This window comes from Sphingopyxis macrogoltabida (genome assembly GCF_001314325.1).
Taxonomy (GTDB): Bacteria; Pseudomonadota; Alphaproteobacteria; order Sphingomonadales; family Sphingomonadaceae; genus Sphingopyxis; species Sphingopyxis macrogoltabida.
The window spans coordinates 4,471,697-4,496,570 of record NZ_CP009429.1 but is presented as its reverse complement, the minus strand read 5'-3'; the positions used below and the strand labels follow the sequence as shown (position 1 = coordinate 4,496,570).

Annotated in this window: 21 protein-coding genes; 9 read left to right on the top strand and 12 right to left on the bottom strand. The window is 61.9% G+C overall.

The annotated features are described in order from the left end of the window. The first annotated feature begins 187 nt into the window (after positions 1-187). Entirely contained in the window at positions 188-1,072 is an 885-nt protein-coding gene (locus tag LH19_RS21790; protein WP_054731821.1) for a PAS domain-containing protein, read from the top strand. Positions 1,073-1,103: 31 nt separating this feature from the next. Here LH19_RS21790 and LH19_RS21785 read toward each other — a convergent pair whose 3' ends face one another. The 5 genes from LH19_RS21785 to LH19_RS21765 all read right to left on the bottom strand — a co-directional run bounded on the left by LH19_RS21785 (position 1,104) and on the right by LH19_RS21765 (position 3,492). After that, positions 1,104-1,490 carry a hypothetical protein gene (locus tag LH19_RS21785; protein WP_054731820.1) on the bottom strand — a complete coding sequence of 129 codons (387 nt, stop codon included), beginning with the start codon at positions 1,488-1,490 and terminating at the stop codon, positions 1,104-1,106. After that, entirely contained in the window at positions 1,490-2,074 is a 585-nt protein-coding gene (locus LH19_RS21780; RefSeq protein WP_054731819.1) for a JAB domain-containing protein, read from the bottom strand. Before LH19_RS21780 ends, LH19_RS21785 begins: the two co-directional genes overlap by 1 nt. Next, complete coding sequence (locus LH19_RS29115) at positions 2,014-2,502, bottom strand: hypothetical protein (protein WP_167346292.1); 489 nt, start codon at positions 2,500-2,502, stop codon at positions 2,014-2,016. Before LH19_RS29115 ends, LH19_RS21780 begins: the two co-directional genes overlap by 61 nt. 47 nt (positions 2,503-2,549) lie before the next feature. Beyond that, entirely contained in the window at positions 2,550-2,888 is a 339-nt protein-coding gene (locus tag LH19_RS21770) for a hypothetical protein (RefSeq protein ID WP_145923563.1), read from the bottom strand. A 64-nt stretch (positions 2,889-2,952) separates the two neighbouring features. Then, complete coding sequence (locus LH19_RS21765) at positions 2,953-3,492, bottom strand: helix-turn-helix domain-containing protein (protein ID WP_054731816.1); 540 nt, start codon at positions 3,490-3,492, stop codon at positions 2,953-2,955. A gap of 245 nt (positions 3,493-3,737) precedes the next feature. Here LH19_RS21765 and LH19_RS28860 point away from each other — a divergent pair, with 245 nt between their 5' ends. The 4 genes from LH19_RS28860 (at position 3,738) to LH19_RS21750 (ending at position 7,388) form a co-directional block, all read left to right on the top strand. Next, complete coding sequence (locus LH19_RS28860; RefSeq protein WP_145923562.1) at positions 3,738-3,986, top strand: hypothetical protein; 249 nt, start codon at positions 3,738-3,740, stop codon at positions 3,984-3,986. Positions 3,987-4,277: 291 nt separating this feature from the next. Continuing rightward, positions 4,278-5,423: a recombinase family protein gene (locus LH19_RS28185; protein WP_082396023.1), complete on the top strand. Its 1,146-nt coding sequence runs from the start codon at positions 4,278-4,280 to the stop codon at positions 5,421-5,423. A gap of 16 nt (positions 5,424-5,439) precedes the next feature. Continuing rightward, the gene (locus tag LH19_RS21755; protein WP_006954973.1) at positions 5,440-6,654 is read left to right on the top strand and encodes an IS256-like element ISSpma2 family transposase; all 1,215 of its coding nucleotides are present in this window, start codon (positions 5,440-5,442) and stop codon (positions 6,652-6,654) included. Between the two features lie 2 nt (positions 6,655-6,656). Next, positions 6,657-7,388 (top strand): hypothetical protein, encoded by a 732-nt coding sequence (locus LH19_RS21750; RefSeq protein WP_054731814.1) that lies wholly within the window; start codon positions 6,657-6,659, stop codon positions 7,386-7,388. A 61-nt stretch (positions 7,389-7,449) separates the two neighbouring features. Here LH19_RS21750 and tilS read toward each other — a convergent pair whose 3' ends face one another. From tilS to LH19_RS21715, 7 genes are all read right to left on the bottom strand, one after another. Further along, complete coding sequence (gene tilS / locus LH19_RS21745) at positions 7,450-8,475, bottom strand: tRNA lysidine(34) synthetase TilS (protein ID WP_082396008.1); 1,026 nt, start codon at positions 8,473-8,475, stop codon at positions 7,450-7,452. Beyond that, the gene (locus tag LH19_RS21740; RefSeq protein ID WP_054731813.1) at positions 8,429-9,385 is read right to left on the bottom strand and encodes a tetratricopeptide repeat protein; all 957 of its coding nucleotides are present in this window, start codon (positions 9,383-9,385) and stop codon (positions 8,429-8,431) included. Before LH19_RS21740 ends, tilS begins: the two co-directional genes overlap by 47 nt. Before the next feature lie 118 nt (positions 9,386-9,503). Then, positions 9,504-10,355 (bottom strand): helix-turn-helix domain-containing protein, encoded by an 852-nt coding sequence (locus tag LH19_RS21735; protein WP_054734115.1) that lies wholly within the window; start codon positions 10,353-10,355, stop codon positions 9,504-9,506. Between the two features lie 155 nt (positions 10,356-10,510). Next, entirely contained in the window at positions 10,511-11,812 is a 1,302-nt protein-coding gene (gene hslU, locus LH19_RS21730; protein ID WP_054731812.1) for an ATP-dependent protease ATPase subunit HslU, read from the bottom strand. A 74-nt stretch (positions 11,813-11,886) separates the two neighbouring features. Next, positions 11,887-12,981, bottom strand: a complete 1,095-nt coding sequence (locus tag LH19_RS21725; RefSeq protein ID WP_234715995.1) for an FAD-dependent oxidoreductase — start codon at positions 12,979-12,981, stop codon at positions 11,887-11,889. 17 nt (positions 12,982-12,998) lie between these two features. After that, entirely contained in the window at positions 12,999-13,565 is a 567-nt protein-coding gene (gene hslV / locus LH19_RS21720; RefSeq protein WP_054731811.1) for an ATP-dependent protease subunit HslV, read from the bottom strand. Positions 13,566-14,086: 521 nt separating this feature from the next. Continuing rightward, positions 14,087-14,509 (bottom strand): hypothetical protein, encoded by a 423-nt coding sequence (locus LH19_RS21715; protein WP_145923561.1) that lies wholly within the window; start codon positions 14,507-14,509, stop codon positions 14,087-14,089. A gap of 364 nt (positions 14,510-14,873) precedes the next feature. Between LH19_RS21715 and LH19_RS21710 the strand changes: the two genes are divergently transcribed. The 4 genes from LH19_RS21710 (at position 14,874) to LH19_RS28855 (ending at position 24,267) form a co-directional block, all read left to right on the top strand. Then, positions 14,874-21,098, top strand: coding sequence for an autotransporter domain-containing protein (locus LH19_RS21710; protein WP_145923560.1), 6,225 nt, complete (start codon positions 14,874-14,876; stop codon positions 21,096-21,098). 72 nt (positions 21,099-21,170) lie between these two features. Then, on the top strand, positions 21,171-22,706 hold the full coding sequence (locus tag LH19_RS21705; RefSeq protein WP_054731808.1) for a class I SAM-dependent methyltransferase: 1,536 nt from the start codon (positions 21,171-21,173) through the stop codon (positions 22,704-22,706). Further along, a complete protein-coding gene (locus LH19_RS21700; RefSeq protein WP_054731807.1) occupies positions 22,699-23,361 on the top strand; it encodes a LuxR C-terminal-related transcriptional regulator in 663 nt (220 codons plus the stop codon). The genes LH19_RS21705 and LH19_RS21700 overlap by 8 nt, the downstream gene beginning before the upstream one ends. 246 nt (positions 23,362-23,607) lie before the next feature. Beyond that, positions 23,608-24,267 carry an AfsR/SARP family transcriptional regulator gene (locus LH19_RS28855; RefSeq protein WP_145923559.1) on the top strand — a complete coding sequence of 220 codons (660 nt, stop codon included), beginning with the start codon at positions 23,608-23,610 and terminating at the stop codon, positions 24,265-24,267. The last annotated feature ends 607 nt before the right edge of the window (positions 24,268-24,874 follow it).

Sequence of the window (24,874 nt, the reverse complement as noted above, 5' to 3'; positions counted from 1 at the left end):
CGCAACATTTTGTGAGCGCGATCAAGCGATGTTCAGCCCAGACTGCAAATCCGGAAGCCAATGGCAGAGCGGAGAATGCAGCATTGGCGACGGAGCGATTGGTCCAATTCGACAACAGGATGGATGCAATAGTATCTGGCACTTGTTTTCCGGCCTAGTACCGTGGAACTGGACGTGTGGAGGGATAATGAGGCACGGGCAGATTCCCGACCGAGTGTCGGCGGCAGACTTCATTCGCGGCTTCGCAAGCTGGCGCCTCCAGTCGGCGCGCAGGCCTGTGGTCGTGACGCATCATGGCAAGGATGCGCATGTGCTGATATCGCTCGACGACTATCGCCGACTTGGCAGCGATGGTTGCCAGTCCGGAAACGGACGTCTCCAAGAGTCGCAGATACTACTTATGGAATCTGTCCGCGACTGCGTGATACTGATTGATCGCGAGCAACGCATCGCTGCGCTCAATCCCGCGGCAAGTGACATGTTCGAAATCGCAGCGAGCAGTCTCGTCGGGCGGCCACTGGTGGCGGCTCTGCCGACGCTCGAGACAAGCGTCCTTTTTCCTCATATCCTGAGGATGATCGATCATCGCGAGCGCTTTACGGGAGAGTTGCCGTCTTTGCTGCGTCCTGGTCAGTGGCTCCGCGCCGACCTGATCCCCTTGCCGGTGGGCGGTGCTATCGTCCTGCGCGATATTAGCGAAACGATTCTGGCGCGTGAAGCTGCAGATGCGCAGCATGCGGTAATCCGTGCCCTCGACATCGATGGCGGTATCGGACACGCGTTGCTTTCGGTTCGAGAGACGGTCGAATATGCCAATCCCGCGCTGACGGAGATGATCGGGACCAATGAGCAGGCGATCCGCCGCGTGCGTTTTTCAGCCCTGCTTCCACTCGCCGCACGCAATCAGTTCGCCGAGGCTATCGAAACACTCTTTCGCACCGGAGCGCCGTTACGACAGGCGTCGGAACTGCTTTCGCGCGAAGGTTTGCCTGTTCCTGTGACGCTGTCGATCGTCGAACGCCGCGGTACCTACGGGAGCGAAGGCGCTGCCATCTTGGTGACGCGCCGCTGACCAGCCGTGCTGCTTCTGCGCGCCGCTATCTTCAGGGCTTGTGGAAGTAGCGGTCCAGATCGCCACCGAGCCGTTCCCGGTGCAGGAAATCGCGCAAATAGCGCTCCATCTCTTCGATGCCGCAGGGGCTGAGGAGGATATGCACGTCACCTTGCGCGGAGTCGGGAGCGAGATGCTTAGCGAGCCCGCGGTCGAGGAGTTGTCCGATCCAGCGAAGTGCAGTGGTTGGCGCGACCGAAACCGCCGTGCAGAGACGCCCGACCTCCATCGTCTGATCGCGGTGGTGGGCAATGTAAAGCAGAAGCAGAATGTCCCAGGCCGGCTCCGCGAAGAGGTCATGGCGGATGAGGCTGTTGCGGCGCCGGCGACTGTGAAACTCGCTTTGTGCAATCGCGGCAAAGGCTTCTTTCTCCTGCATCACAGCAGCCCCCTTTCCCGCATGCTGGCGATCTCGTTAGCACCGATCACCAGATGATCGAGTAACTTCACGCCGACCGAGCCGACGATCGATGCAATGCGGTGGGTCAACATGATATCCTCCGCGCTCGGCTCTGCGGACCCCGATGGATGATTGTGGGCAAGGATCACGCCATGCGCCGCAAGGTCAAAGGCACGGCTCAGCAGGCGCCGCAGATTGGCTTCGACATGCCGGCTCGTTCCTTCTGCCAATATTTCGTCGCCAAGATACCGCCAGTCATAGGTCACGAAGGTTGCGTGCAGGCATTCGGTGGGAGATTTTCCGATACGCGCGCGAAGATAGGCGCCGAACGCGGGATCGCCGACCGAGACCGGTGTGCGACTTATCTGCTCGAGCAGCCCGCCGGTGACGAGTGCGCGCGCTGCGGTGATGACGTGGACGAGGTCGCTGTTCGCCCCGAGGGCGAGGTCGAGCTGTTCGCGGGGGGCTGCGATCGCGCGGCCAAGACTGCCGAAATGTGCGATCAGCTGGCCTGCCGCTGCCTCGGCTCGGTTGCCCGCGAAGGGTTCGAGGAGTTGCGCCACGGCCGGTAGGCCCCGTAGCGCTTCGTCCGGGTCGCATGCGCCCAGATCCCTCCGGTAAGGATCAGCAGGATGCAGTAATAGGGCGCGTAATTCAGCAGGACATAAGCGATAACCGACATCTTGCCGCTCGCTTTGCGGGCGAAATGCGAGGCGACCGAGACGAGCTGAAATGCCGAGAGCCATAGCGGATAGATCCTGTTCGCCCGGAGCGCGACGCCGGTGAAGATCGCCGCGACGAGAAGATCGATGATCAGGTGGCCGATATCGACCGAACCGTAGATCGTGTTCCTCCCCACGAGGATATGGTAGAGACGGTCGCCGACGGTCATCCCGAGAAGCGTCGCCGCGCAAATCCGCTCGGGAGCCGCGCCCCAGCGCAGCGCTGCTGCGCAAAGGGCGAGGACCCAAAGGAAATTGAAGGACCACAAGATGCTCACCCCGCCGGACTGGACCGGCGCGGCGGCATCGTCAACCGTCAGGCTGTGGCCTGGCGGCCGCCTTCTCCCGTCGTGGGGCTGAACCGCTGGGTATCGTCATGCCCCGGCATACCGGTAATCAGCGTCTTGTCGTCGACGAGCGCATTGTGCGATCGGAAAACGTCGTTCGCGCCGCTGATATCCGACTGGATGGCGCGCCCGAGACGAATAATCGCCTCTTGGCCGACATGCGGTGCGGGCAGGTCTTCCACCTGCCGAGCCCGGAGGATCGAGCTCATGACCGTGAGTTTTGCGAGCAGACTTTCGTCGGCTTTCGTTTCGGCGTCACGGATCTGGCTACGGATACGTGCCATATAGGCAGGAACAGGAATATTCATCGCAAACCCCCCGGACCCCGATCGCTCCTGATCGCCGGCCCATCATCATTCGTGGACAGGGCGGCTAGCCGCCAAGCGCTTCCGTGATCGCCCAGGCCGCCGTGATAGCGAGCACCAGACTGGCGAGGATCGATGTCACCATGATCGTAATCGCCGCACCACGGGTGAGCGTGGCATTTGCGCCGTCGAGCACCCTGGGGACGACCACCGGTTCTTCCTGTCCCGCCCAGGGCGCTTCGATTTTCATCGTGAGCGAGTCCTGAAAGAGGGGGTCGGCTTCGGCGTCGTCCCGATCCGGTCTTTCGTCGGTTGGCGGCGGCGCGACGAGATCAATTTTTTGCTCAGCAGAATCTACACGTAACGCAGACGGGGCATCCGGACATGCGTTACGGTAACGTCGAGCGAGTTCGAGGCGAGTTACGCCGCCCAGACGCGATCTCTTGATCTCGATATGGCGGTTGACGGCTGACTCGCCGGTGTCGAGAAGCGCCGCAATCTCCTTGCTCGTACGGCCCTGCGCCAGCAGGTGCAATACGGCAGTCTGCTTTGCGGTCAGCAATTCGAATTCACCGACTTTCGGTTTCGAGTCTTGGTCCGTCTGCATCGCAGGGATCAGTTAACCATAAGTGTCGTTGCGGCAAAAAAGCTTTTTTCTGTTGCGCATCGCCCCAGGGCTCGACGGCGCGCGCTGCGCCAAAGGATTCGTGGGCACCCTGGCGCAAATATCAAAGCATTTTCTGGCTTATTGGAGGAAGCTTTGCGTCGCGGCGACTGTCCGGCATGCCGAATTGCGCCGTTTTGGTATCAATATACTGCCAATATGGAGGCGATCGCTGCGATCGGGCGTTCATGATTTTGGTTCGCGGCCTCTACATTTCCCGCGCACGGCCAGCGGCCTCTATTCGTGTCGCCATCCGCCTTTTCTGCACGCCTCGAAGCTGGCATATTCGCCCCATGAGAGGCGACAAACCGGGCAAATGGCGCAAGCTCGCGTTCGCGATCGAGTTGTGGTTCGCTTTCCTCATCGTTGGCAGCCATGTCTTGATCGGACTGTGGCACATCGTTCGGCCGCTGTTTGAGAGTTTGGCGCCGGGATGATGATGGGCAAGGTTGCGGACGACTTTTTCTCGCCCCGGGGTCGCGAGTGCGACGTCAATTTCGGACGATGAAAACCATGATTGCGTTGTAATCATCCATGCTCGTCAAAACAGGTGATTGTGCACAATATCGCATCCGCAGACCCGCCCCGGGGCAGGGCCGCGAAACAGGTACGCCGCGCTCCACTGCGTCAACCGCCCGATCCAAAGCGCGCGCTGCTTCAGCCATCGGGAAATGAAGCCCTAGACGATTGCATGTGCGGGCCATCAACCTAGTGAAAGAAGGCGAAGTGTGAAAGGAGTTGCTGGGCTCGCGTCTCGCGCCGCAATCTATGTTCGTGTTTCCACCGCCCGCCAAGTCGAGCCACCGCTGTCTATCCCTGATCAGAAGAAGCAGGCCGAGGCCTTTTGCGTCTTGAAGGGATATCATGTGGTCGAGATATTCGAAGAGCGCGGTGCGTCGGCTGTGACGGACCGCAGACCACAGTTTCGCCGCATGATGGAAATGGCGAGTTGGACTCCTGCACCGTTCGACCTCATCATCGTGCACAGCTACTCTCGTTTTTTCCGCGACCAGTTCGAGCTTGAAGCCAATATTCGTGCATTAGCGAAAAATGGCGTAAAACTTGTATCCATCACCCAGATGATAGGTGATGACCCGATGGCGGAGATGATGCGGCATATCATCGGGCTTTTCGATGAATATCAGTCCAAGGAAACCGGAAAGCATGTGCGCAGGGCGCAACGAGAGAATGCGCGGCAAGGCTTCTGGAATGGGTCGGTGCCGCCTGTCGGCTATCGTGCCGTCGTTGTTGAGAAGCGAGGTCTGGCATCCAAGAGGCGGCTGGAGATTGACCCGCTTCATGCAGACACGATCAGGCTCATCTACCGTCTCTCCTTGGGCAGGGGAGGACCCGGGCCGCTAGGTGTCGCGCGCATCGCCGCCTATTTGAATGATCGGAAGATTCCAGCCTCCGGCGGCGGATATTGGGGCCTTGCAGCGGTCTACCGCGTCTTGCGTCGGCGCCTTTATACCGGCGAGCTTGTGTATGATTCGCGCGGCTTGGCGGCGCAAGCCGGGGCGAAGGATGAGATTATCCGTACCGCCGTGCCGCCCATTATCGATTGCGAAACATTTGACGCTGTCCAAGCGCTCCTGGATCGTCGCGGGGGTATTTCGCTGCGGGTTCCGGGACGTCGCACACAGTATCTGCTAAAAGACTTGGTCTACTGCGGAAAATGCGGGGCGAGGCTATACGGTGCCGTGGGCGGCAGCGGCTATAAATCCTACGTTTGCGTTAGCGTCCGCGCTCGTGGTGTAATTTCCGGTGTAGGCGATGGTGTATTCCGGGGTGGGGCATGCCCCACCCCGGAATGCGGCGTCGCTGGTGGCCACCGGGTTCATCGTTATGGTGGAGTTTGCACACTTCAACCGTGACGAAGAGGAGTTCCCGATGACCGAGGACAGATTACTGATCGAAGAGCTTGCTGCGAAGGGCGGCCAACCGGATTTTTTGCGCACCATCGCCGAGAACGTGCTGCAGCTGATCATGGAGGCCGACGTTGATGGCCTGATCGGCGCGGGTCGCCACGAACGCAGCAGCGAGCGCGCGACCTGGCGCAACGGCTATCGCGACCGTTCGCTGGATACCCGGGTAGGCACGCTGAACCTGAAAATCCCCAAGCTGCGTGCTGGGTCCTACTTTCCGGGCTTCCTTGAGCCCCGCAAGATGGTCGAGAAAGCGCTGGTTGCGGTGATCCAGGAAGCGTGGATCGGCGGGGTCAGCACCCGGCGGGTCGATGAACTCGTCCAGGCCATGGGCATGACCGGCATCTCCAAGTCCACCGTCTCCAAGCTTTGCAAGGACATTGACGAGCGCGTCCATGCCTTTCTGAAACGCCCGCTCACCGGCGAATGGCCGTATCTCTGGCTCGATGCCACCTATCTCAAGGTACGCGAAGGCGGGCGGATCATCAGCGTTGCCGCAATAATCGCCATGGCCGTCAACACCGAGGGCCGGCGCGAGATCGTCGGCCTGCATATCGGCCCCTCGGAAGCGGAGGTCTTCTGGTCCGACTTCCTGAAGGACCTTGTTCGGCGCGGTCTTACCGGCGTGAAGCTGGTCATCTCCGATGCTCACGAGGGCCTCAAGGGCGCGATCACCCGCGTCATGGGCGCCACCTGGCAGCGCTGCCGGGTGCACTTCATGCGCAATGCCCTGTCCTATGTGCCCAAGGGCCAGAACACTGTCGTCGCCGCCGCGATCCGCCAGGTCTTCCTGCAGCCCGATCAGAAAAGCGCAACGCAGGTCTGGCGACAGGTCGCCGACCAGTTGCGCACCCGTTGGCCCAAGCTCGGCGCCTGCATGGACGAGGCCGAAACCGACGTGCTCGCCTACACCGGCTTTCCCACCCAGCACCGCACGAAGTTACACTCAACCAATCCGCTCGAGCGGCTCAACAAGGAGGTCAAGCGCCGCGCCGACGTCGTCGGAATCTTCCCGAACGAAGACAGCATCATCCGCCTCGTCGGGGCTGTGCTGATGGAGCAGAACGACGAGTGGCAGCTCCAGCACCGATACATGCAGATCGAAGGCATGGCCGAACTCAACCAACCCATGATCGAGGAGGAAAATCAGCCCCTACACATCACCGCCAAAGCCGCCTGACGATGGCCCACGGCCACAGCCGAAATTACACCACCTTGACGGACGCGACCTACGTTTGCTCCGCGCGTGTGCGCCACGGGGCTGCGGTCTGCAGCGGCCTCATACTATCAGCGTTGCGTCTCGAAGGATTTATCAAAGACTTCATCCAGGAACGGCTGTTGCAACCTGCTTTTCTGGCCAAAACTCTCGATGAGGTGCTACTTCGATATCAAGCGATGTTTGAGAGCTTCGACCAGCAGGTTGGTGAATTGCACGCCGCTGCCGAAAAGGACAGCATCGAGATTGCGCGCCATCTTGGCGCGATCGAGGATGGGCGGCCAGGCTGCGACGATCTTTCCGCCCGGAAACAGCTCCCTTTCCTACAGACCTCCCGCGACGGACATCTTCGCGGAGCGGAGCATGCCCGACAACAGCGGAACCTCTTCCCGAGGAAGGTCATGGGCTTCGATGATCTAGCGCGCACGGCGCTCCAAATCCGCAGTGATTTGCTCGATCACACGGTCTCATATCGCGGCTTCGCCAAACTGGCGATCGACGAGATCAAGGTCACTGAAGAGAAAATATCGATAACTGGATCAAGGTCGGGATTGCTTGCAGCGCTTACGGGTGACCGCGACACGCTCGAAAAGCGACGTAGCGTCTTTCGCGAGAGGAGCAGCAGCCTTCGTGACCGGTTTCGCATTACCATGCCGCACGAATTGAAGACATCCAGGAGGAAAGTTCGGGAGCCATAACCCGAAATGGCTTTTACTCGCCCTTCCGCTGGCGGCACGGGCGATGAAAGGCAGAAAGTGACTAAGTTTCGCTAACTCGCGATTGTCCACCTCCGGGCGGCCGTCGACGCGGCGCAGGCGAAACTCTCCAAATCGTACCTTCGAGCCCGCGAACCGCGTCGATCAGCAGCGCGCCGACCATTGCCCGACGCCCGTCTTTCATTGCCGCGATGACGCCGTCGAGCGATGCGCCGCGCAGCGCCAGCCCGGGATCGTTGGCACGCAGCCGCTGGGTGACGATGCGGCGGAAAATTTCGGGCGGATAGCGCTCGTCGCGGATCACCGCGATGTCCGAGGCGTCGGGCCAGGAAGCGATCAGCCGCTCGACTGCCCAGTCGATCGCGTCGTCGGCTTCGGCGAGCCAACCCGCCGAGCGTGCCGCCGCTTCGGGATCGAGCGCGGTCTGCGAGCGCAAAGCATGGCGGAGCCGGGCACGGTCGAAGCGATTGTCGCAATTCGACGGATCGTCGACGAAGGGCAGGTCGTTTTCGAGCGCAAGTTCGACAAGCTGCGCGCGGCGCCAGTGCAGGAGCGGACGGAGCACGACACCGTTGCGGGCGCGGATCGCGGCGAGCCCGCCGACCCCGCTGCTGCGGTTCAGCCGCATGACGATCGTTTCGAGCTGATCGTCGGCATGATGCGCGGTCACGATATGGTCGAGCGCGTTCGCCTGCCGCCACTCTTCGAGCAGGCGGTAGCGTTCGGTGCGGGCCGCAGCCTGCAAAGATCCCTTGAGCGGTGCCGGCGGTGCGAGCGTCGCGTGCGGAATATGCTCGCGTGCGCAGAAGCCCGATACCATGCGTGCTTCCTCGTCGGAGCCTTTGCGCAGCCCGTGATCGACCGTCGCCGCCCGGACCTGGCCGGGCAGCAGCGATGCCATCAACCATAACAAGGCCATGCTGTCGGGACCGCCCGAAACGGCGACGCCATAATCGAGCCGTTGCCAGTCGGGGCCGAGCAGCGCGGAAAGGTCGCGCCCGAGCCGTTCGACGGCGTCGGTGTCAGCAGCCTGCTTTTGTTTTTGCGGCGGCAGCATCGGTGCGGACATCCTGTGGGGCCTTGTCCCCGTACACTTCGTCGAATTCGCGGAACGCCTTGCATGCATCGGCCTTGCGGCCGAGCTTGTCGAGCGCGACGCCCATATACATCAGGCTGTGCGGCGCGCGCGCGCCGCTCGGGCGATCCTTGTAATTATTGTAGAAGGCGACCGCGGCCAGGCTGGGCTTTCCCTCGTCGAGATAGGCGCGGCCCAGCAAATTCTGCGCGTAGCTCGCCTGGCTGCTCTTCGGCCATTTGGTGACCACCTGCTTGAGCTGCGCCTGCGCCTCGGGATAGAGTTTGGCCTGCCATAGCCGAAAGCCATAGTTGTAGCCGTCTTCGGTCTCGTTACCTGTTGCGGGAATTTCGACCTTCTTGACCAGCGCCAATCGCGCCGCGTCGGGGGTCGCGGCTGCCGCTGCCGCCGGCTTGGGCGTCGCGGGTTTTTTGACCGGCGTCGCCGCGGCGGTGGTCGGCGTCGCTGCCGGCCTTGCTCCTGGGACCGGCGCCAGACCGGCTGGCGTGGCTTCGACCTCGGCCGCGGGGGCCGCGAACCTCTTGTCCATTTCGGCCTTGTAGGCGGCGAACTGTTTTTCGAGTTCGCGCAGCTGATAGCTGTTTTGCTCGCTCTGACCAGTCAGCGTCTGGAGCTGCGCCTCGAGCGCATCGACGCGCGCGGTCAGGTCGGCGACCGGCGCCGTGCTCTTGACGCGCTCGCCGGGCGTGTTGTCGGGCGCGATCTCGCCTTCGAAGAAAGCGGGGCTACCGCCCGGGAACACCGAGCGCTGGACCGCGCGCATTTCCTTTTCCAACCGATCGACGCGTTTGCCGATCTCGGCGTCCTGCGCCTGCGCGGCGGGCACGACGGCGCCCAGCGCCAGCGCGGCGGTTCCAAGGAAAATAATATGGCGTTTTGTCATCTGCCTGTCGGCCCCCACCTATTAACCATTCTATCCTGCGATTCATAGCGCCGCAAGGCGCGGCTGCGCAAATCCATTTCGGCGCGCTGCCGCTCCCGCCGGACGAATATTCCTATGGTCAGCGGTTGGTTTTCGGTGCGGGCGTTGTCGCGGGCGCACTCGCGCCGGCGCGCGCGACCAGGTCGGCGGGCTTCAGCGAGATGCCCTTGACCAGCGTGTCGGCGGGGCCGATCGCTCCGACGTCGCGGCCGCCGACGGTGACCTTGAGCGCCTGCGGGATGCTGGTGCGCAGCGTGAACTGTTCTATATAGGCAGGCGGTACCTGATAAGTTTCGCCCGGATCGAGGGTGCGCCAATTCTCGGTCTTGCCGGTCGCATCGTCGAAACCGATCCAGACCTCCGAGACGCCGGTCAGGACCACCGGCGCATCGGCGGCGACCGCCGCGCCGGCAGGGCCGGCTTTGGCTGGAACCGTTGCTGCAGCGGCCGTCGATGGCGCTTCGGATTCTTCGGCGGCGCGATTCTGCGCGGCAATCAGCGCCTCGTCGGGCTCGACCGACAGGAAGCGCCAGACGCCATAGGCCGAAGCGAGGAGGGCGGTGACGATAACCAAAGTCCAGGTCAGCCGGGCGGTCGGCAGGCGGGCGGGATCGGTTGGCTCATAGGCCTCGTAAAGCGGCCGCGAACCATGTTCGTCCTCTTCGAGCTCGCGGCGGACCGAGGCACCGATTTCGGCTTCGGGAAGGTCGACGGCGCGAGCGTAGGCGCGCGCGAATCCGGTCACGTAAGTCCGGCCCGGAAGCTCGGAAAAATCGGATTTTTCAATGGCTTTGAGGTGGCGCTGGGTGATGCGCGTCCGCGTCGCGACGTCGGCAAGCGACAGTCCCGCCGCCTCGCGGGCTAGGCGAAGCCGATCGCCGGTGCGCGTGATCGCCAGTTCGCCTTGCTCGGCGACCTCTTCGTCTGCCATTACTGTCTCCGTGCCAGCCGTTTGACCCAGTTCGGCCGTGTATTCATTGTTCATCGCACTGACGATGCGCGAAAGTCAAATGGAGTTCGGCTAACGAACGACGGATAACGCGGCGCTATTCGGTCCGTCCGAAAGCCGGCACGGCAGACCGCCGATCATAGCACATATTTGCTGAGATCGGTGTCGCCGACGACATCGGCAAGCTGCTTGTCGACATAGGCTGCGTCGATATCGAGCGTCGTGCCGGGCGCATCCTCCGCGGTGAAGCTGATCTCCTCGACCAGCCGTTCCATGATCGTCTGGAGCCGCCGCGCACCGATATTCTCTACCTTTTCGTTGACCTCTGCCGCCAGCTTCGCGACGCGCGCGATCGCATCGGGCCGGAAGTTCAGGGTCACCCCCTCGGTGCCGAGCAGCGCGACATATTGTTCGGGCAGCCCGGCCTTGGTTTCGGAAAGGATGCGCACGAAATCGGCCTCGCTGAGCGCACCCAGTTCAACGCGGATCGGCAGGCGGCCCTGCAGTTCGGGGAGCAGGTCGCTCGGCTTGGCGACGTGGAAGGCGCCGCTCGCGATGAACAGGATATGGTCGGTCTTCATCGGGCCATATTTGGTTGCGACCGTCGTGCCCTCGATCAGCGGCAACAGATCGCGCTGCACGCCCTCGCGGCTTATCGAGCCGCCGCGCACGTCGCTGACCGCGATCTTGTCGATCTCGTCGAGGAAGACGATGCCATTGGCTTCGGCGTCGGCGAGCGCGACGCGCGCGACATCGTCCTGGTCGAGGCGCTTGTCCTGTTCTTCCTCGATCAGCCGCGTGGCGGCATCGATGACCTTCAGCTTGCGGCGCTTCTTCGGCATGCCGCCCATCGCCTTGCCGAGCATGTCGGAGAGGTTGATCATGCTCATCTGGCCCGGCTGCCCGGGCAGCTCGAACGGCATGCCGGGTGCGTCGGCGACCTCGATCTCGACCTCGCTGTCGTCGAGATGGCCCTCCCGGATGCGCTGGCGGAAACTCTGGCGGGTCGCCTCGCTCGCGCCCTTGCCGGTCAGCGCGTCGAGCAGCCGTTCCATCGCGGCCTCTTCGGCGGCGGCGCGCACCGCGTCGCGGCGGCGGTCCTTTTCGAGCCGTACCGCTTCCTCGACGAGGTCGCGGGCGATCTGTTCGACGTCGCGGCCGACATAGCCGACCTCCGTGAACTTGGTTGCCTCGACCTTGATGAACGGTGCGTCGGCGAGCTTGGCGAGGCGGCGCGAAATCTCGGTCTTGCCGCAGCCCGTCGGGCCGATCATCAGGATGTTCTTCGGGCTCACTTCGTCGCGCAGGTCAGGGGACAGTTGCTGGCGGCGCCAGCGATTGCGCAGCGCCACCGCGACCGCACGCTTCGCGGCGTCTTGGCCGATGATATGGGTGTCGAGCGCCGCAACGATCGCCTTCGGCGTCAAATCCTTGTTCATATGTCGGAGAGTTCCACAGAGAAGGTCATGTCGCCGCTAGATGGGAGCGGGCCAGTGCAAGTCAAGCGCCGGGCTCAGGCGGGACAGCGAAAGCCGCCGAACAGCGCCTGATGCGCCGCGACGATCCGGGCGATGCGTTCGGGCTGCGGCTCGGCGAGCCATTCGCCGCGCTCGAAACTGCCGCCGAGAACGATGCCGTCGGCGCGCGGGAACATATAGCCGGCGCGGCCATTGAAGGCATAATCGACCTCGGGCTGCGGCAGCAGGATCGCGAGCTGGCCGCGGATCGGGGTAAGTTCGGTGTCACCGAACAGGCCGTGCGAGCCGAGTCCGGTGCAGTTGAAGACAAGGGTTTCGGGGAGCGTCTGAAGCTCGGCGGGCGCGGAGAAATTGCGGATGGCGATCCGGCCGGCGGCGCCCTCGATGTCGCGGATCATCTGGCGGAGATAGCGTCCGGTTTCGACATACATCGTATCGTAACGCCACAATCGCTCGACTGGGAAAGGATGCTCTTCCGCGCGGACGATGCGTGCCGCTGGCGGGAAGGTAGCCATCAGAGGCTCTTCGGGCATGCCTTCGACATAGGTGGTGAGCCAGCGGACGCCATAATCGCCGCCGACCATGATCTGGAAGCGCCGCCAGCTATAGTCGAGTGCGGCGGCGAACTGCCGCCGCCATTCGGGTGTGACGGCATCGTTGTCGAACAGGCCGAAGGGGTGGAATTGTCCTCCGGCGACGTTCGAGGTCGTGTCGGGCGGCAGCGCCTTGGCGTAAACGGTCACCGGGAAACCGGCTTCCTGCACCAGCCGCGCGGTCGACAGGCCGACGATTCCAGCGCCGATGACCGCGACCGGGCCGCGATGCCCTGCGATCCCCATGTCGACCGCGAGCTTCGACGTTCCCCAACTCATCGTGATGCCCGAGCCGCCATGGCCGTAGTTATGAACAAGCCGTTTCGTCCCGAGCGTATCGGCGCGGACGACGAAGCCGCTGCGGCGGTAGGGACGGAGCCCGGCCGCGGTGCGAATCACGCGGTCGGGTGCGGCATCGACGGGGTGCAGGCAGGCGGGCTTCGCCGCCACGGTGCGCTCCGTCGTCGTTGCGCAGCCGGGGAGGGCGAGCGCCGCGGAGGCGGCGACGAAATGGCGGCGGGGCAGGGCGTGAATCACACCCCGACCATAAGCGGTCAGCTCTTTATGTCGATGACTTCGTGGGTGAACTGGTCGTTGGTATAGACGCAGATGTCGGCCGCGACCTCCATCGCCTTGCGCACCAGCACCTCGGGATCCTTTTCATAATCGACCAGCGCCCGCGCCGCCGACAGCGCGAAATTGCCTCCCGAACCGATCGCGGCGATCCCGCCCTTGGGTTCGAGGACGTCGCCGTTGCCGGTGATGACGAGCGTGACCTCCTTGTCGGCGACGATCATCATCGCCTCGAGGTTGCGCAGATATTTGTCGGTGCGCCAGTCCTTCGCGAGTTCGACCGCCGCGCGGAGGAGTTGGCCATTGTGGCGTTCCAGCTTCGCCTCGAGCCGTTCGAACAGCGTGAAGGCGTCGGCAGTGGCTCCGGCGAAGCCGCCGATCACGCTGCCGTCGTGGAGGCGGCGGACCTTGCGCGCGTTCGGTTTCATCACCGTCTGGCCCATCGAGACTTGGCCGTCGCCGATGATGACGACTTTGCCGTCGCTGCGCGCGGAGAGGATGGTGGTGCCGTGCCAGGGCGCGGCGCGGTGCGTGTTCTGGTCGCTCATCGGAGCGATATGGGAAATCGGCTGGCGCGCTGCAAGTGGCCGGCTGGGGCGTCCAAGTTACGTCATTCTGTTCAAGCTGGGCACGACGATGAGAGCAGGCACTAATTAGGACATAGGGATTTGATGAGGGCGCCGATAGATCGGGCGACGCCCAGGCGAGAACTTTCCGTATTTGGTTCTAAGATCTTCTGCGGAATTTCGCCCGGCTTTAGATGCAAAATTGACAACGTCTCCAATTGCGGAATAGGCCCTAGCGATGCAGTCAATCCTTGACCGTTCTTCCGAGCCCCTTCCGTCCCTGAGCGCGCTGTTGCGCCGGCTGTTCCGGGCGAAGAATATTGCCCCTGAAACCTGCCAACACGGTAACGCTACCGGCCCAGACGTTTCGGAGTGTGAAGACTGCTACTTCGATCGCCAATATTAAGCGCTCAGAAGCGGACGGTGAGGTGGAGCTGTTAGCGCTGATCAGGCGTTGCGGACGCCGATCCCCTTTCGTTGTCCGGAAGACGGGTCGATCGAGGTCAATTTGGCTGTTGCGGCGCAGCGACTGAGTTGAAGCTTGTGTCGTTGACCGCCCCTTCATTGGCCAGGTGTGCGAGGCTGATCCGCATTTCGCGCAGCCATTCTTCGAATGATTCCTCACCGGCGATGTCGATTCCCTCGAGAAACTCCCCCGACGATCGGGCGATCACCTCCCGGCTCCGTATATCGACGTCGATCGCTTGCAGGTTAAGGCGGACGGTACGTGATGTCGCCTCGACCAGCGAGACCGACGCATCGGCGGTAAGCCTGCGAAGACCGTGAAGTTCGCGCCGAAGGCTCGCCTGAGCCTGACGTAGTTCCCGCGATCCCCAGAGCTTCGCCTGAATCCAAGCCCGCCATCGCTCGCCGGAATTGGCGCTCGCCAGTAGTCCAAGCAGCGCAATACCCTTCTTGCTGGTCACGTCGATCCGTTGCCCGTTCGGTGCTGTCAGCTGAAAGGCTCCCAAAAGCCGAAGCTGATAGCGACTCGTTCCGTTCACCCCCCAATCCCCTTTTTTTCCGGTCCTCCCACAGGCCAAAAGCAAGCCTCTGAAATCCGGATAGGGTCTCGGTGCGCGAATGAGCAACGCCGAATAACCACCCGACGAATTAATAACGCTGTGGAAACGTCCAGAAAACGTTCGAGTAACGCTGCGGGAACGCACAGATTGGCATCTGCTTCCTGATCAATCGGGCGACCGGTCTGAATCAGGGGGAATGCTTCAGTATCTAATGAATCATCAGCAGATTTAACTGCCGCGCGCATTTCCATGCGCGGTCAGCCAATTGTCATACTCAGTCATACTCATAAGTAGAGGAATAATCATGACGACCAAATCCACTTCTCGGGCACGTCGCTTTGCAAAAGGCGCTCTGCTTGTTTCCGCGGCCTTCCCGATTTCGGCGCTTGTTATCGCGGGCAGCGCCCACGCCGAGCAGACGGTCGAAGTGAATGGTGCCGAAGCGGCGGTCAGCGTTCAGGCCAAGATCGATGCAGCCAAGGCGACGCCCGATCGCGATATCACGATCTCGGTGACCTCGAAGGGCGAAGTGACCGGTCCTGGAACGATCGGCATCACGCCTATCGCTGGGCAAGGCGATGGCGCAATCGGCTTCAGCAACGCTGGCAGCATCGGCGCGACCGACGCGACCGGGGCCGTGACTGACAATGTCGGGGTCGTGTTGAACGGGTCTTCCTCCAAGGCAGATAACAAGCTCGCAGCAAGCAACGCCGGCCTGATTACCGGTGGCTTTTCGGCGACCGGATTTGGCGGGACCGTGTCGCTTGATAACAGCGGCGCGATCCACAATGGCGTGACGCTCGCCGGCAAGGGCGACGTTTCGCTCGCCTCTTCAGGGTCGGTGCGTTCAGGCGATGTTCTCGTCGCAGCTGCGGGCACGCAGACGACGACCGTGGCCGGCGACACCACGACCAACGGCTTCGCCAGCGGCGATGTGGCCGCGGCAGTGGCCAACATCGCCAGCGCCGACGGCAAGACGAAGGGCAATGCGACTTTCTATTCCGAATATGGCAATGTCGACGCGACTGTCTCGGGCACGGCTGGTAACATCGTCGGCTATTCGGGCGGGACGCGCACGGTCGTAGCTACGAGCGTAGCGCCGCCGGCCGGAAAGACGACGGTCACCAACGACTATAGTGACACCTATGGTGCGACGAACGTCAATCTCACGACCACAAGCACGAGCGCGGTGGACGATATCGTCGGGGTGGCCAACGGTAATGTCGAAGTCGCGGTGGCTGGAAGCGTCGAAAATAATGTTCAGGCGGTTCCTCTTGGCAATAACAGCTTCGCAACCAAGACCACCGTTACCCTCGACGACAAGGGCGGCTTGCTCGAGGAGGTCCAGACGTCCGGCGGCGGCGCCGTCGCGGGCAATTCGACCATCGATATCGCCGCGACCGGAAAGGTCGGAGGTTTCGCGCGCGCGGTAGCGACGCGGGACGCGTCGATCAGCAACGCCGGTGAGGTAGAAGGCGCGCTTAACGCATTCGCTGGCAATGGCGGGCTGACGAGCAGCAATAGCAGCACCCGGACCGAGGACGGGCTTGGCGGCGTGCTCAAAAATGTGACGGCAAATTCGCTGACCAGCGCGATCGGTAGCGCATCGGTGAGTGTCGCTGGCACTGGTGTGGTCGGCGGCGGCGTGCAGGCCAGCGGCACCAAGGACGCAACGGTGGTTAACGCCGGTGCCATCGATGGTTCGGTGACCGCAAGCGCGGGCACCGGCAACGCCACGACGTCCAGTCAGGAACTGGTCTTCGACGGCAAGGGCAACATTCTCAGCAACGCGACGACGTCGACCAGCACCCGGACCGCGGGCAATGCGTCGATCGATATCACCGAAACCGGCAAAGTTGGCGGCAATGTCGTCGCCACGGCGTCGAACAGCGCATCGGTCGTCAACGCCGGCGCCGTTGAGGGGTCGGCTACGGTCAATGCGGGCACCGGCGGCTCGGCCTATGCGAACGAACGGCTCGTCAGCTATGACGGCAAGGGAAGTCAGATCAGCGACGTCTATAGCGAAAGCTCGACCCACCTCGCTGGTGACGCAAGCGTGGATGTCGCCGCGACCGGCTCGATCGGCGGCGCGGTCAATGCTACGGCGACGGAAAATGTCACGATCGTCAACGCTGGCATGATCGGCAGCGGCGTGAACGCTTCGTCGTCGGGTAGCGACACGACCTACAGCTATTCCGAGCAGACGCCGACACCCGTGGTCGACGCGAAGGCGGGGACGACGACAAGCCAATATTCGGTGACTTCGGAATCGACCGCAACCGCAACCACCGGCGCGATCGACTTTACCAATTCGGCTGGCGGAACCGTCGGCTTCAATGGCGTTGGCAACGTCAACCTGACCGCCGGCGGGGACATCACGATCCTGAACCAGGGCGATGTCCGCGGTGCCACCTATGCGCAAAGCACTGGCGGCAAGTCGGTGAGCAGCTCGTCCTACAGCACGACCAGCATCGACGATGGCAAGGGTGGTAGCAGCTTCACCGAGCAGGGTACGCAAAGCACCTCCTATGTGTCGACGGGCGGCAGCGTGACCGGCACCTATGCCGGTGCGAACGGCACGCTGAATTTCTCGCCGGCCGCAATCGGTAACGTCACCCAGGTCGCCGATCAGGCGAGCACGGTGACAATCACCGGTGCGGTGCTCGGGAATGTGAGCTCGGTTGCTGGTAATGCAGGCGTGGCGAGTTCTTCGTCTGAAACCAGCGGCAAGGGCACGACGATTGTTGACGTCGACGGCACGGGTTCCTTCACTGGTGGGTATAGCGAAAGCTCCGAGACGACCGCGATCAGCGGTGGCGACAGCAAGGTCGTAGTGTCCGGGAAGGTTGCGCGCAGCAACGCTGGCGGTTCGGCGGGTGTCTACTCGCAGGGAACCAACTCGTCGACTGTGGCGATCAGCGGCTCGGTCGAGGACGATGTGGCCAGTAATGCGACTGGCGCAACCGCGAACGTGACCGAGGAATCGGGCAGCGTCGCCCAGACGATCACCGAGGGCGTCTATGTGACCGACACGCTGGCCGGGAAATACAGCAGCACGTCAGTGGTCACCGACGGTGCGAGCTCGGTTACGATTACCGGCAAGGCCACCGCGAACCAGGATACGGTTGGCGGCAACGTCGATGTGAATGGTGTCAAATCCGCATCGGCCGAGGTCGCCAGCAAGGCGGTCGTCGGCGGTAACTTGACTGTCAACGCCGCTAACGGCACCGACAGCCAGACGACTCTTGAGCGCAGCTATGTACGTGATGCCGAGACGGGTGTCGCAACGGCTACCGAAACGCAGAGTGTTTCCTACGGTGCCTCCGCGGCACAGGGTGATGCGTCGGCAACGATCGCAGGAGCCGTCGAAGGCGGCACCTATGTGACGGCTGGTCGCGGCGATGCGACGGTCACGCTCACGGGTGTGTCGGAAGACTATGTCTCCGCTGTCGCCTCGGGGAGTGTCACCAGCGTCGAGATCGAGCGGACATGGACCGGTAAATCCGATTCGGCGTCGGATAACTTCGGGACGCTGGTCGGCAGCCTGGCTGGGCGCACGCTCGAAGAAAGCGTGACGACCGAGACCACAGCCGTCGGCGGCAAGGCAAGCGTGCTTGTCGATTCGGCGCAGGCGCTCAAGGACAAGGCCGTCTCGGCAACCGAATCGGTCTATGCTTTCGGCATCGAGGGCGCGACGGTCACGGTGACCGCAGGTTCGATCATCGACGGCAGTGTCGAAGCGCAGAGTGCTGCCTTCAATACTGTCCAGACCAGCACCAAGAGCGATGACGGCAAGGGAACGGTAAATCTGTCGAGCACGACAACGACGACAATTGTCGGCGGTCCGGCAGTCGTCAGCAATGCCGGCATCATTACTGAAGATGTCAGCGCCATCAGCGCGACGTCGGCTACGGTGACCAACACCGGACGGATCGGCGATGCGGACTCTGTCGATGACGTCTTGGCCTCGGCGATCGTGATCGGCTCGAATTCGAGCAGCGAAACGACAAACTTCGGCAAAGCATCGCTGCAGACGGTGACCGAAACTTTCACTCCGGTCGTCGCGCTCGGCAAGGCCAGCGTAACGAACGCGCCGGGTGCGGTCATCGTCGGCAATGTTGCCATCGAAGGCGGCGAGGGTACGCTGACGAACAATGGCACGATTGGCGGGACCACGATCTTCGGTCGCAACATCGATACCGCTTCCGTCACCGAGGTTCGCACCGACACGACGACCGAAACCAGCTATGCGCCGGGCGCGGAATTGCTGGCCCAGACCTACACGGCCAATCAGAACGGCGTTTCGGGCGGCTTCGTGGTTACCGGCGGTCTCGACAACGATCCGACCGGCGAAGGAGCGGTGAAGACCAGCGACGTCAACGCGACGATCAATCTGAACTCGGGTTCGGCGACGCTCGGCAGCATCTTCGGCGAAATCGACGAAGATGGTAACCGCACCACAAACACCACGGTCAATCTGAATGGCTCGGGCTTCCTCGGAGCCGACGCCATCCTCTACCCGAACCAGAAATGGCCGGTCGGGAGCGACAAGCCCAACCAGGTCCTGTCCCTGGGCAAGGATGCGCAGGAGCTCTTCGGCGGCTCGAACTATCAGGTCCGGGTGATCGGCATCGAAACGCTGAACAAGGAAGGTGCCGGCACCTTCGTGATCAACGGCGCCGAATATGTCCCGGCCGTGCCGGGAGGCGAGCCGATCTACACGCTCGACGTGGGCAACTTCAACATCAAGGCGGGTGAAGTCCAGCTCACCACGAGCGATTTCGAGGGCGCGGAATTCGGGATCCGCGGTAACGTCAATAACGCCGCAACGCTGGTTATCGGCCGCCGCATCACGCCGGGACAGAATCTCTTCGGGAATAACCTGGTCGGACAGACCGAGCTGATCGACGGGATCACCGTCAATCAGGTCGGCAATTTCAACCAGACCGCGACGGGTACGACCGTCGTCGGGATCACGCCGACGCTGGTTCGCGTATACCGCAGCGAAGTCAGCGACGGCTCCGTCCTGCCCGAGCCCCTGGGTCCGGTGGTCGGCGGCGTCTATGTCGGCTACTTCACCACCCCGGAACTGGCGGGGATCGATGTCGATCCGTCGCAGGTGAACATTACGGGTGACCTCAATCTCGCAGGTACGGTGGCGGTCAACGTCTACCGCGACAGCCTGTATGCCGATGGCGACGGCTATACGCTGTTCACCTACACCGGGACGGGTGCTGTTTCGGCCGACGCCACGCCAACGCTGACGTCGCCCTATGTCGGGTTCGAACTCGTCCACGACGCGGCGACGAAGGAAGTCCGGCTGGAAGTGACCCGGTCGAGCTACACTGCCGGTGCGACCAACCCCAACGCCCAGGCAGCGGCGGCTGGCCTAGACTCCGCGCTGGCCTCGGCGGTGACCCGCATCCGCACCGACGCGGCAGGCGGCGCAGGCTTCGGCTCGGTAACCGAGCTTGGCTATGCCCAGGATATCGCCAACGTCGCGACGGCGCTCGACTTCCGCCTCTCGGGGGATCAGGCAGCGCAGCTCTTCAACGAGCTGTCGTCGGGCGAGGTCTACGGCTCGCTCGCGGCGGTCGACCAGAACGGGGTCTTCGGCCAGACGCTTGACATGCTGACCAATCGCCGTTCCTTCGGTGGCGATTTCGCGACCCAGCTGTGGCTCAACCCGGTCGGTCGCTGGGGCAAATATGGTGACGGCGACGCCTTTGGCGCTTCGGATATCCGCGCCAACAGCTACGGTCTCGCCGGCGGCCTCGACTTCGCCTATGCGCCCGACGGTGCCTTCGGCTTCGGTGGTGCCTATGCCGAGCATGACATCGCCGCGCGCGGCACGCCGGAAGCGGTCGATGGCCGCACCTGGACCGTCGGTGCCTATGTCACGCAGGGCTTCGGACCGATCTACGCCAATGCCAAGGTCGCCTTCGGCTGGACCAACTATGATGTGACCCGTAAGATGAGCCTCCTGGCTCGAACGGCGGAAGCATCGGTCAATGCCAAGCAGCTCGATGCCAGCCTCGAATTGGGCTACGACTATCGCGCCGGCAGCCTCACGGTTACGCCCTACGGCAAGCTCGTCCTGCGTCGTTCGTCGCTGGAAGGCTTCACCGAAACCGGTGCAGGCGCGTTCAGCCTCGATGTCGAAGGTCGCAAGAAGACGGTCTTCTCGCCCGTCATCGGCGTCAAGATCGGAACGGAAACCGAACTCTCGGATACCGTCACGCTTCGTCCCTTCGCCCGGGCTTCCTACACCTTCCAGGGCAATCTCCCGAACGACGTCAGCGTTCGTTATGTCGGCGGCGGAGACTCGTTCGTCCTGCGCGGGGTGGAGCCGGACAGCTTCGGGGCGGTCGAAGCCGGATTCGAAGCGAAGATGGCCGAACGCCTCAACCTGTTCTTCTCCGGGAGCCAGACCTTCGGCGGCGACAACAAGGTGACGGGTCTCAGGGGCGGTGTGACGTTCCAGTTCTGAATCCGATAATAATCCACTGGGAACCCTCGGGGGCGCGTCGGTGGCGCGCCCCCTTCTTTTTGGAGAGTTGAAATGTGGAACGCCGGCTATGTTTCGGAGGTCGATTACATCTACGGCTATTTCTCCGAACTTGCCCCGATCCGGCTCGAGTTCGCGCTTCTTTCGCGCGGTATCTCGCATGATGTCGGAGAACGTCCGAATTATCTCGAACTCGGATTCGGCCAGGGACTGTCGCTCAATATAAATGCGGCAACCTCTTCTGGACAGTTCTACGGCACCGACTTCAACCCGTCGCAGGCGGCCTATACCGCTCAAGTTGCGCGCGCCGGCGGGAAACCGATCCGCATATTCGACGACAGCTTCGAAGAGTTTGCGCGCCGCAGCGACCTGCCGCAGTTCGACATCATCGTTCTGCACGGAATCTGGTCATGGGTTTCGGAAGACGCGAGGCAGGCTATCGTCGATGTTGTACGGACAAATCTGAAACCGGGAGGAATCCTCTACGTCAGCTACAATTGCAAGCCCGGCTGGTCGCCGATCGAGCCCTTGCGGCATCTTCTCAATCTTCATGCGGCGAAAGCCGCGACTGGCGGATTGATTTCGCGAGTCGGCGAGTCACTCGATTTCGCGCAGCGGCTTGTCGACACCAATTCGGGGTACTTCGCGCAATATCCGGCAATCGGTGAAATGGTGAAGTCGATCGGCAAGCTCGACCGGAATTATGTCTCGCATGAATATTTCAACCGGCACTGGCTCCCGGAGTCCTTTTCCGAGGTCTCGGCGAGGCTTGCCGAGGCGAAGATGGATTTTGCGGCGTCGGCGAGCTTGATCGATAATATGCCGGGTCTCGGCGTGCCCGCGCACTGCCAGGATCTTCTTGCTGGAATATCGGACCTCGCGCTTTACGAGACGACGAGAGATTATCTGGTCAATCGGCAGTTTCGCCGCGATATCTATGTCAAAGGCAAGCGACATCTGACCGGAGCCGAGGTCGCAGACCGGCTCGAAGCCTATAATTTCCTTGCTCTCGCCGATGCTGAAGAGCTGCCACTTTCGCTCGCCACCGCCGCCGGGTCGGCGACGTTACGCGAAGACATCTACAAGCCGGTATGGACCGCAATACGGTCGGCGGCTGGCGAACTCATTTCCTTCTCGAAGCTCTGTGAGACCGTCACCGCCGATGGGATTTCGCGAACGCAACTGGCCGAGGCACTTTTCGTGCTCACCGGACGGGGCGATTTAGCGCCAGCCACCCGATCCGCCGACCCAGACGGCGATGTTGCTGCATCCGTGGCCCTGAACCACGAATTATGCCGTCGATCCAAGTATATTGCAGGCGCAAGCAGTCTCGCGGCGCCGCGCATTGGGGCGGCTGTGACCGTCGGGCGGGTCCAGCAGCTTGTGCTGCTCGCCCTTTGGGAAGGCGAGAAGGATATCGATGGGGCAGTCTGGAATTGGCTTTCGGCGCAGAATGAAAGATTGATGCGCGAGGGCAATGTCCTGGAGACCGAGGAAGAAAATCTCGGAGAAATCAGGAAGATTCGCGCGGACGTCGAAGAACGGCTCCTTCCCCTGCTCGAGCGATTGGGAGCATGTCCAGTTGCTTGAGGTCGAGGCCGGGATCAATATGGACCGCATCGGCGATATGCCCGATGCTGCGCGCGTTCTCGTCGTTGATAATCACGCGGTTACGCATCTCGGCCTGCGCCTTCTCTTTGCCGCCGATCTCCGTTACCAGGTCATCGGCTGCCTTCAGCGTGGTATGCTCGTTGGGGCTTTTCTCGCTTCGGAAGCGGTGGACCTCATCATTCTCGATCTGCAACTGCCGGATACCAGAGGCGTCAATGTCGTTGCCGAACTGATCGGAGCGCATGACATGACGGTGGTTATCCTCACCGGAGCGGCAAGCTTTGCGGAGGTTGATTACGCGATGCGACTGGGCGTACGGGCCGTCGTCAGCAAGGCCGATGCGACAAGGGAAATCCTTGCGGCATGCGACGCCGCGCTGTCGGGAGATACTTATATATCATCTGCGATGAAGACGTCGCTTTCCGGTTTCTCGCCTCCTGCCATCACCCTGTCGGCCCGTCAGATGGCAATCCTGCATTTTCTCGCCGAAGGAGCGTCCAACAAGGAAATTTCCGGGCGCTTGGCGATCGCCGCGCCGACGGTCTCCTTCCATCTCTCTGAGTTGATGCGAAGGCTCGAGGTCCGGAGCGACAGTGCCATTATCCCGCGCGCGCGTGAATGGAACCTATTGTGAGCGCGATCAGGCTTGGCGATGCCGGATCGCGCTCATTTTGAGCCCGCGAGGACGCTAAGGATTTGGAACCCTAAAGAATTTCTAGGTGGAAGCGCGGTAAATACGTTATAATCTATGATAACAATGCGGAAGACGAATCCGTCATTCCGCGGGTGGGCGCATCATCAGTGGGTCGAGTGAAGGAACGGAAATTCCGTTCCGGCAGGGCATTTGTCGTGCTCGTTCGATTGCTTTGGGGGGTGTTTGGTGCCGCATTCAATTGCTCGGAAGAAGTTTGAAGGATTCGTCGACGATTGTCAGTTCGTCGAACGCCATCGCGGTGACGTCGTCAAGCTGACGCATCCAGCGCCGCGCTATCGCCTTTCCTTTTTGGGTGCCTTCCGCCTGACTGCGCCCGATGGGCAGCGTCTGGAAATAACCAGCAAGAAGTCGATTGCGCTGTTGGCACTTCTGTCGACAGCAGAAACAGGAGAGCGCTGGCGGTCTTGGATACAGGAAAGATTGTGGGGCTCCCTCGATCTCCAACAGGCTCAGGCAGGCCTTCGCCGGGAACTGCACCGCTTGCGCAAACTGACTAACGGCTTTGGAATTCCTCTGCTGCAGAGCGACTTTCGGGCTGTGCGGCTTAACCTCCCTTTTGTCGAATCGGACGTTCGGCGTGAAGTGAGCGAAACCGCCTATGGTGGCGAATTTCTCGAGGGTCTCGATATCCCAGGTGAAGAATCTTTTGAAGACTGGCTCCGCGACATGAGAAGCAATTACTTCGATAGTGTTCAGGCGGGTGACGGGGAGAGTTCGGTCGACAGCTTGTTTCTGACCACTCACGCTGGGGCAGAAAGATCCATCGGAGATGCGATGACTCCAGCCGGCAACGCATGTGATCATGGAGATTTCGCTGCCCGTTAAGATGGCGGACGTTCGGCCGGCAGATTGCCGGCATGTTGGCGTCGCTACATGGGGCATCGAGCCCTGAAACATTGGTCGCGCGGCCGGATCTAACGGCAACATCAACCGCCGAGCGGTCTGCGTGATGCAGCCAGCCCGCTTCTGATCATGGGGACTCGCCACTAAACCGTGCTAGTTGTCAGCTTCTGTCTGTGGGCGAAGCGCCTGTACTGCAACACTCGGACCGATCGATGTGAAGCGCTTCGCAGTGGTGTCACGTAGGGCCCGCGAGATCTGCTCTCGATAAGCAGGGAGTCTTTCCATTCTTCCGGGCTTCGGGCGATAATTGATGACCTTTGCCATGCATTTCCTGCTATGAGGAGAGGCCATTAATATGGCGGTTATTCAAAAGACGCTTTTATCGCCTTGAAAAGGATGAGAAGCGCATGGCGTTTAGCACGGTAGCAGGCCGCTTCACGATCGGCGGCGTATCGGTGACTACCGGTGCGCCGGGCTCAGCTTGGTATCTCCGAACTCTCAGCGCACTGGAGCATATTTACAATTCATCATCCTTGGCCGCGGTTGCGATAGAGCATTGGCTTGAAACTAACCCCGAAAGAAATATTGA

What these genes read in the sequence shown, in the direction of transcription:
- LH19_RS21785 (WP_054731820.1), bottom strand. Translation starts at nt 1,490, where the DNA reads ATGCAGGAGAAAGAAGCCTTTGCCGCGATTGCACAAAGCGAGTTTCAC.
- LH19_RS21750 (WP_054731814.1), top strand. Translation starts at nt 6,657, where the DNA reads ATGGCCCACGGCCACAGCCGAAATTACACCACCTTGACGGACGCGACC.
- LH19_RS28860 (WP_145923562.1), top strand. Translation starts at nt 3,738, where the DNA reads ATGATTTTGGTTCGCGGCCTCTACATTTCCCGCGCACGGCCAGCGGCC.
- LH19_RS21740 (WP_054731813.1), bottom strand. Translation starts at nt 9,385, where the DNA reads ATGACAAAACGCCATATTATTTTCCTTGGAACCGCCGCGCTGGCGCTG.
- LH19_RS21735 (WP_054734115.1), bottom strand. Translation starts at nt 10,355, where the DNA reads ATGGCAGACGAAGAGGTCGCCGAGCAAGGCGAACTGGCGATCACGCGC.
- hslU (WP_054731812.1), bottom strand. Translation starts at nt 11,812, where the DNA reads ATGAACAAGGATTTGACGCCGAAGGCGATCGTTGCGGCGCTCGACACC.
- LH19_RS21705 (WP_054731808.1), top strand. Translation starts at nt 21,171, where the DNA reads ATGTGGAACGCCGGCTATGTTTCGGAGGTCGATTACATCTACGGCTAT.
- LH19_RS21755 (WP_006954973.1), top strand. Translation starts at nt 5,440, where the DNA reads ATGACCGAGGACAGATTACTGATCGAAGAGCTTGCTGCGAAGGGCGGC.
- LH19_RS21770 (WP_145923563.1), bottom strand. Translation starts at nt 2,888, where the DNA reads ATGAATATTCCTGTTCCTGCCTATATGGCACGTATCCGTAGCCAGATC.
- LH19_RS21765 (WP_054731816.1), bottom strand. Translation starts at nt 3,492, where the DNA reads ATGCAGACGGACCAAGACTCGAAACCGAAAGTCGGTGAATTCGAATTG.
- tilS (WP_082396008.1), bottom strand. Translation starts at nt 8,475, where the DNA reads ATGTCCGCACCGATGCTGCCGCCGCAAAAACAAAAGCAGGCTGCTGAC.
- hslV (WP_054731811.1), bottom strand. Translation starts at nt 13,565, where the DNA reads ATGAGCGACCAGAACACGCACCGCGCCGCGCCCTGGCACGGCACCACC.
- LH19_RS21790 (WP_054731821.1), top strand. Translation starts at nt 188, where the DNA reads ATGAGGCACGGGCAGATTCCCGACCGAGTGTCGGCGGCAGACTTCATT.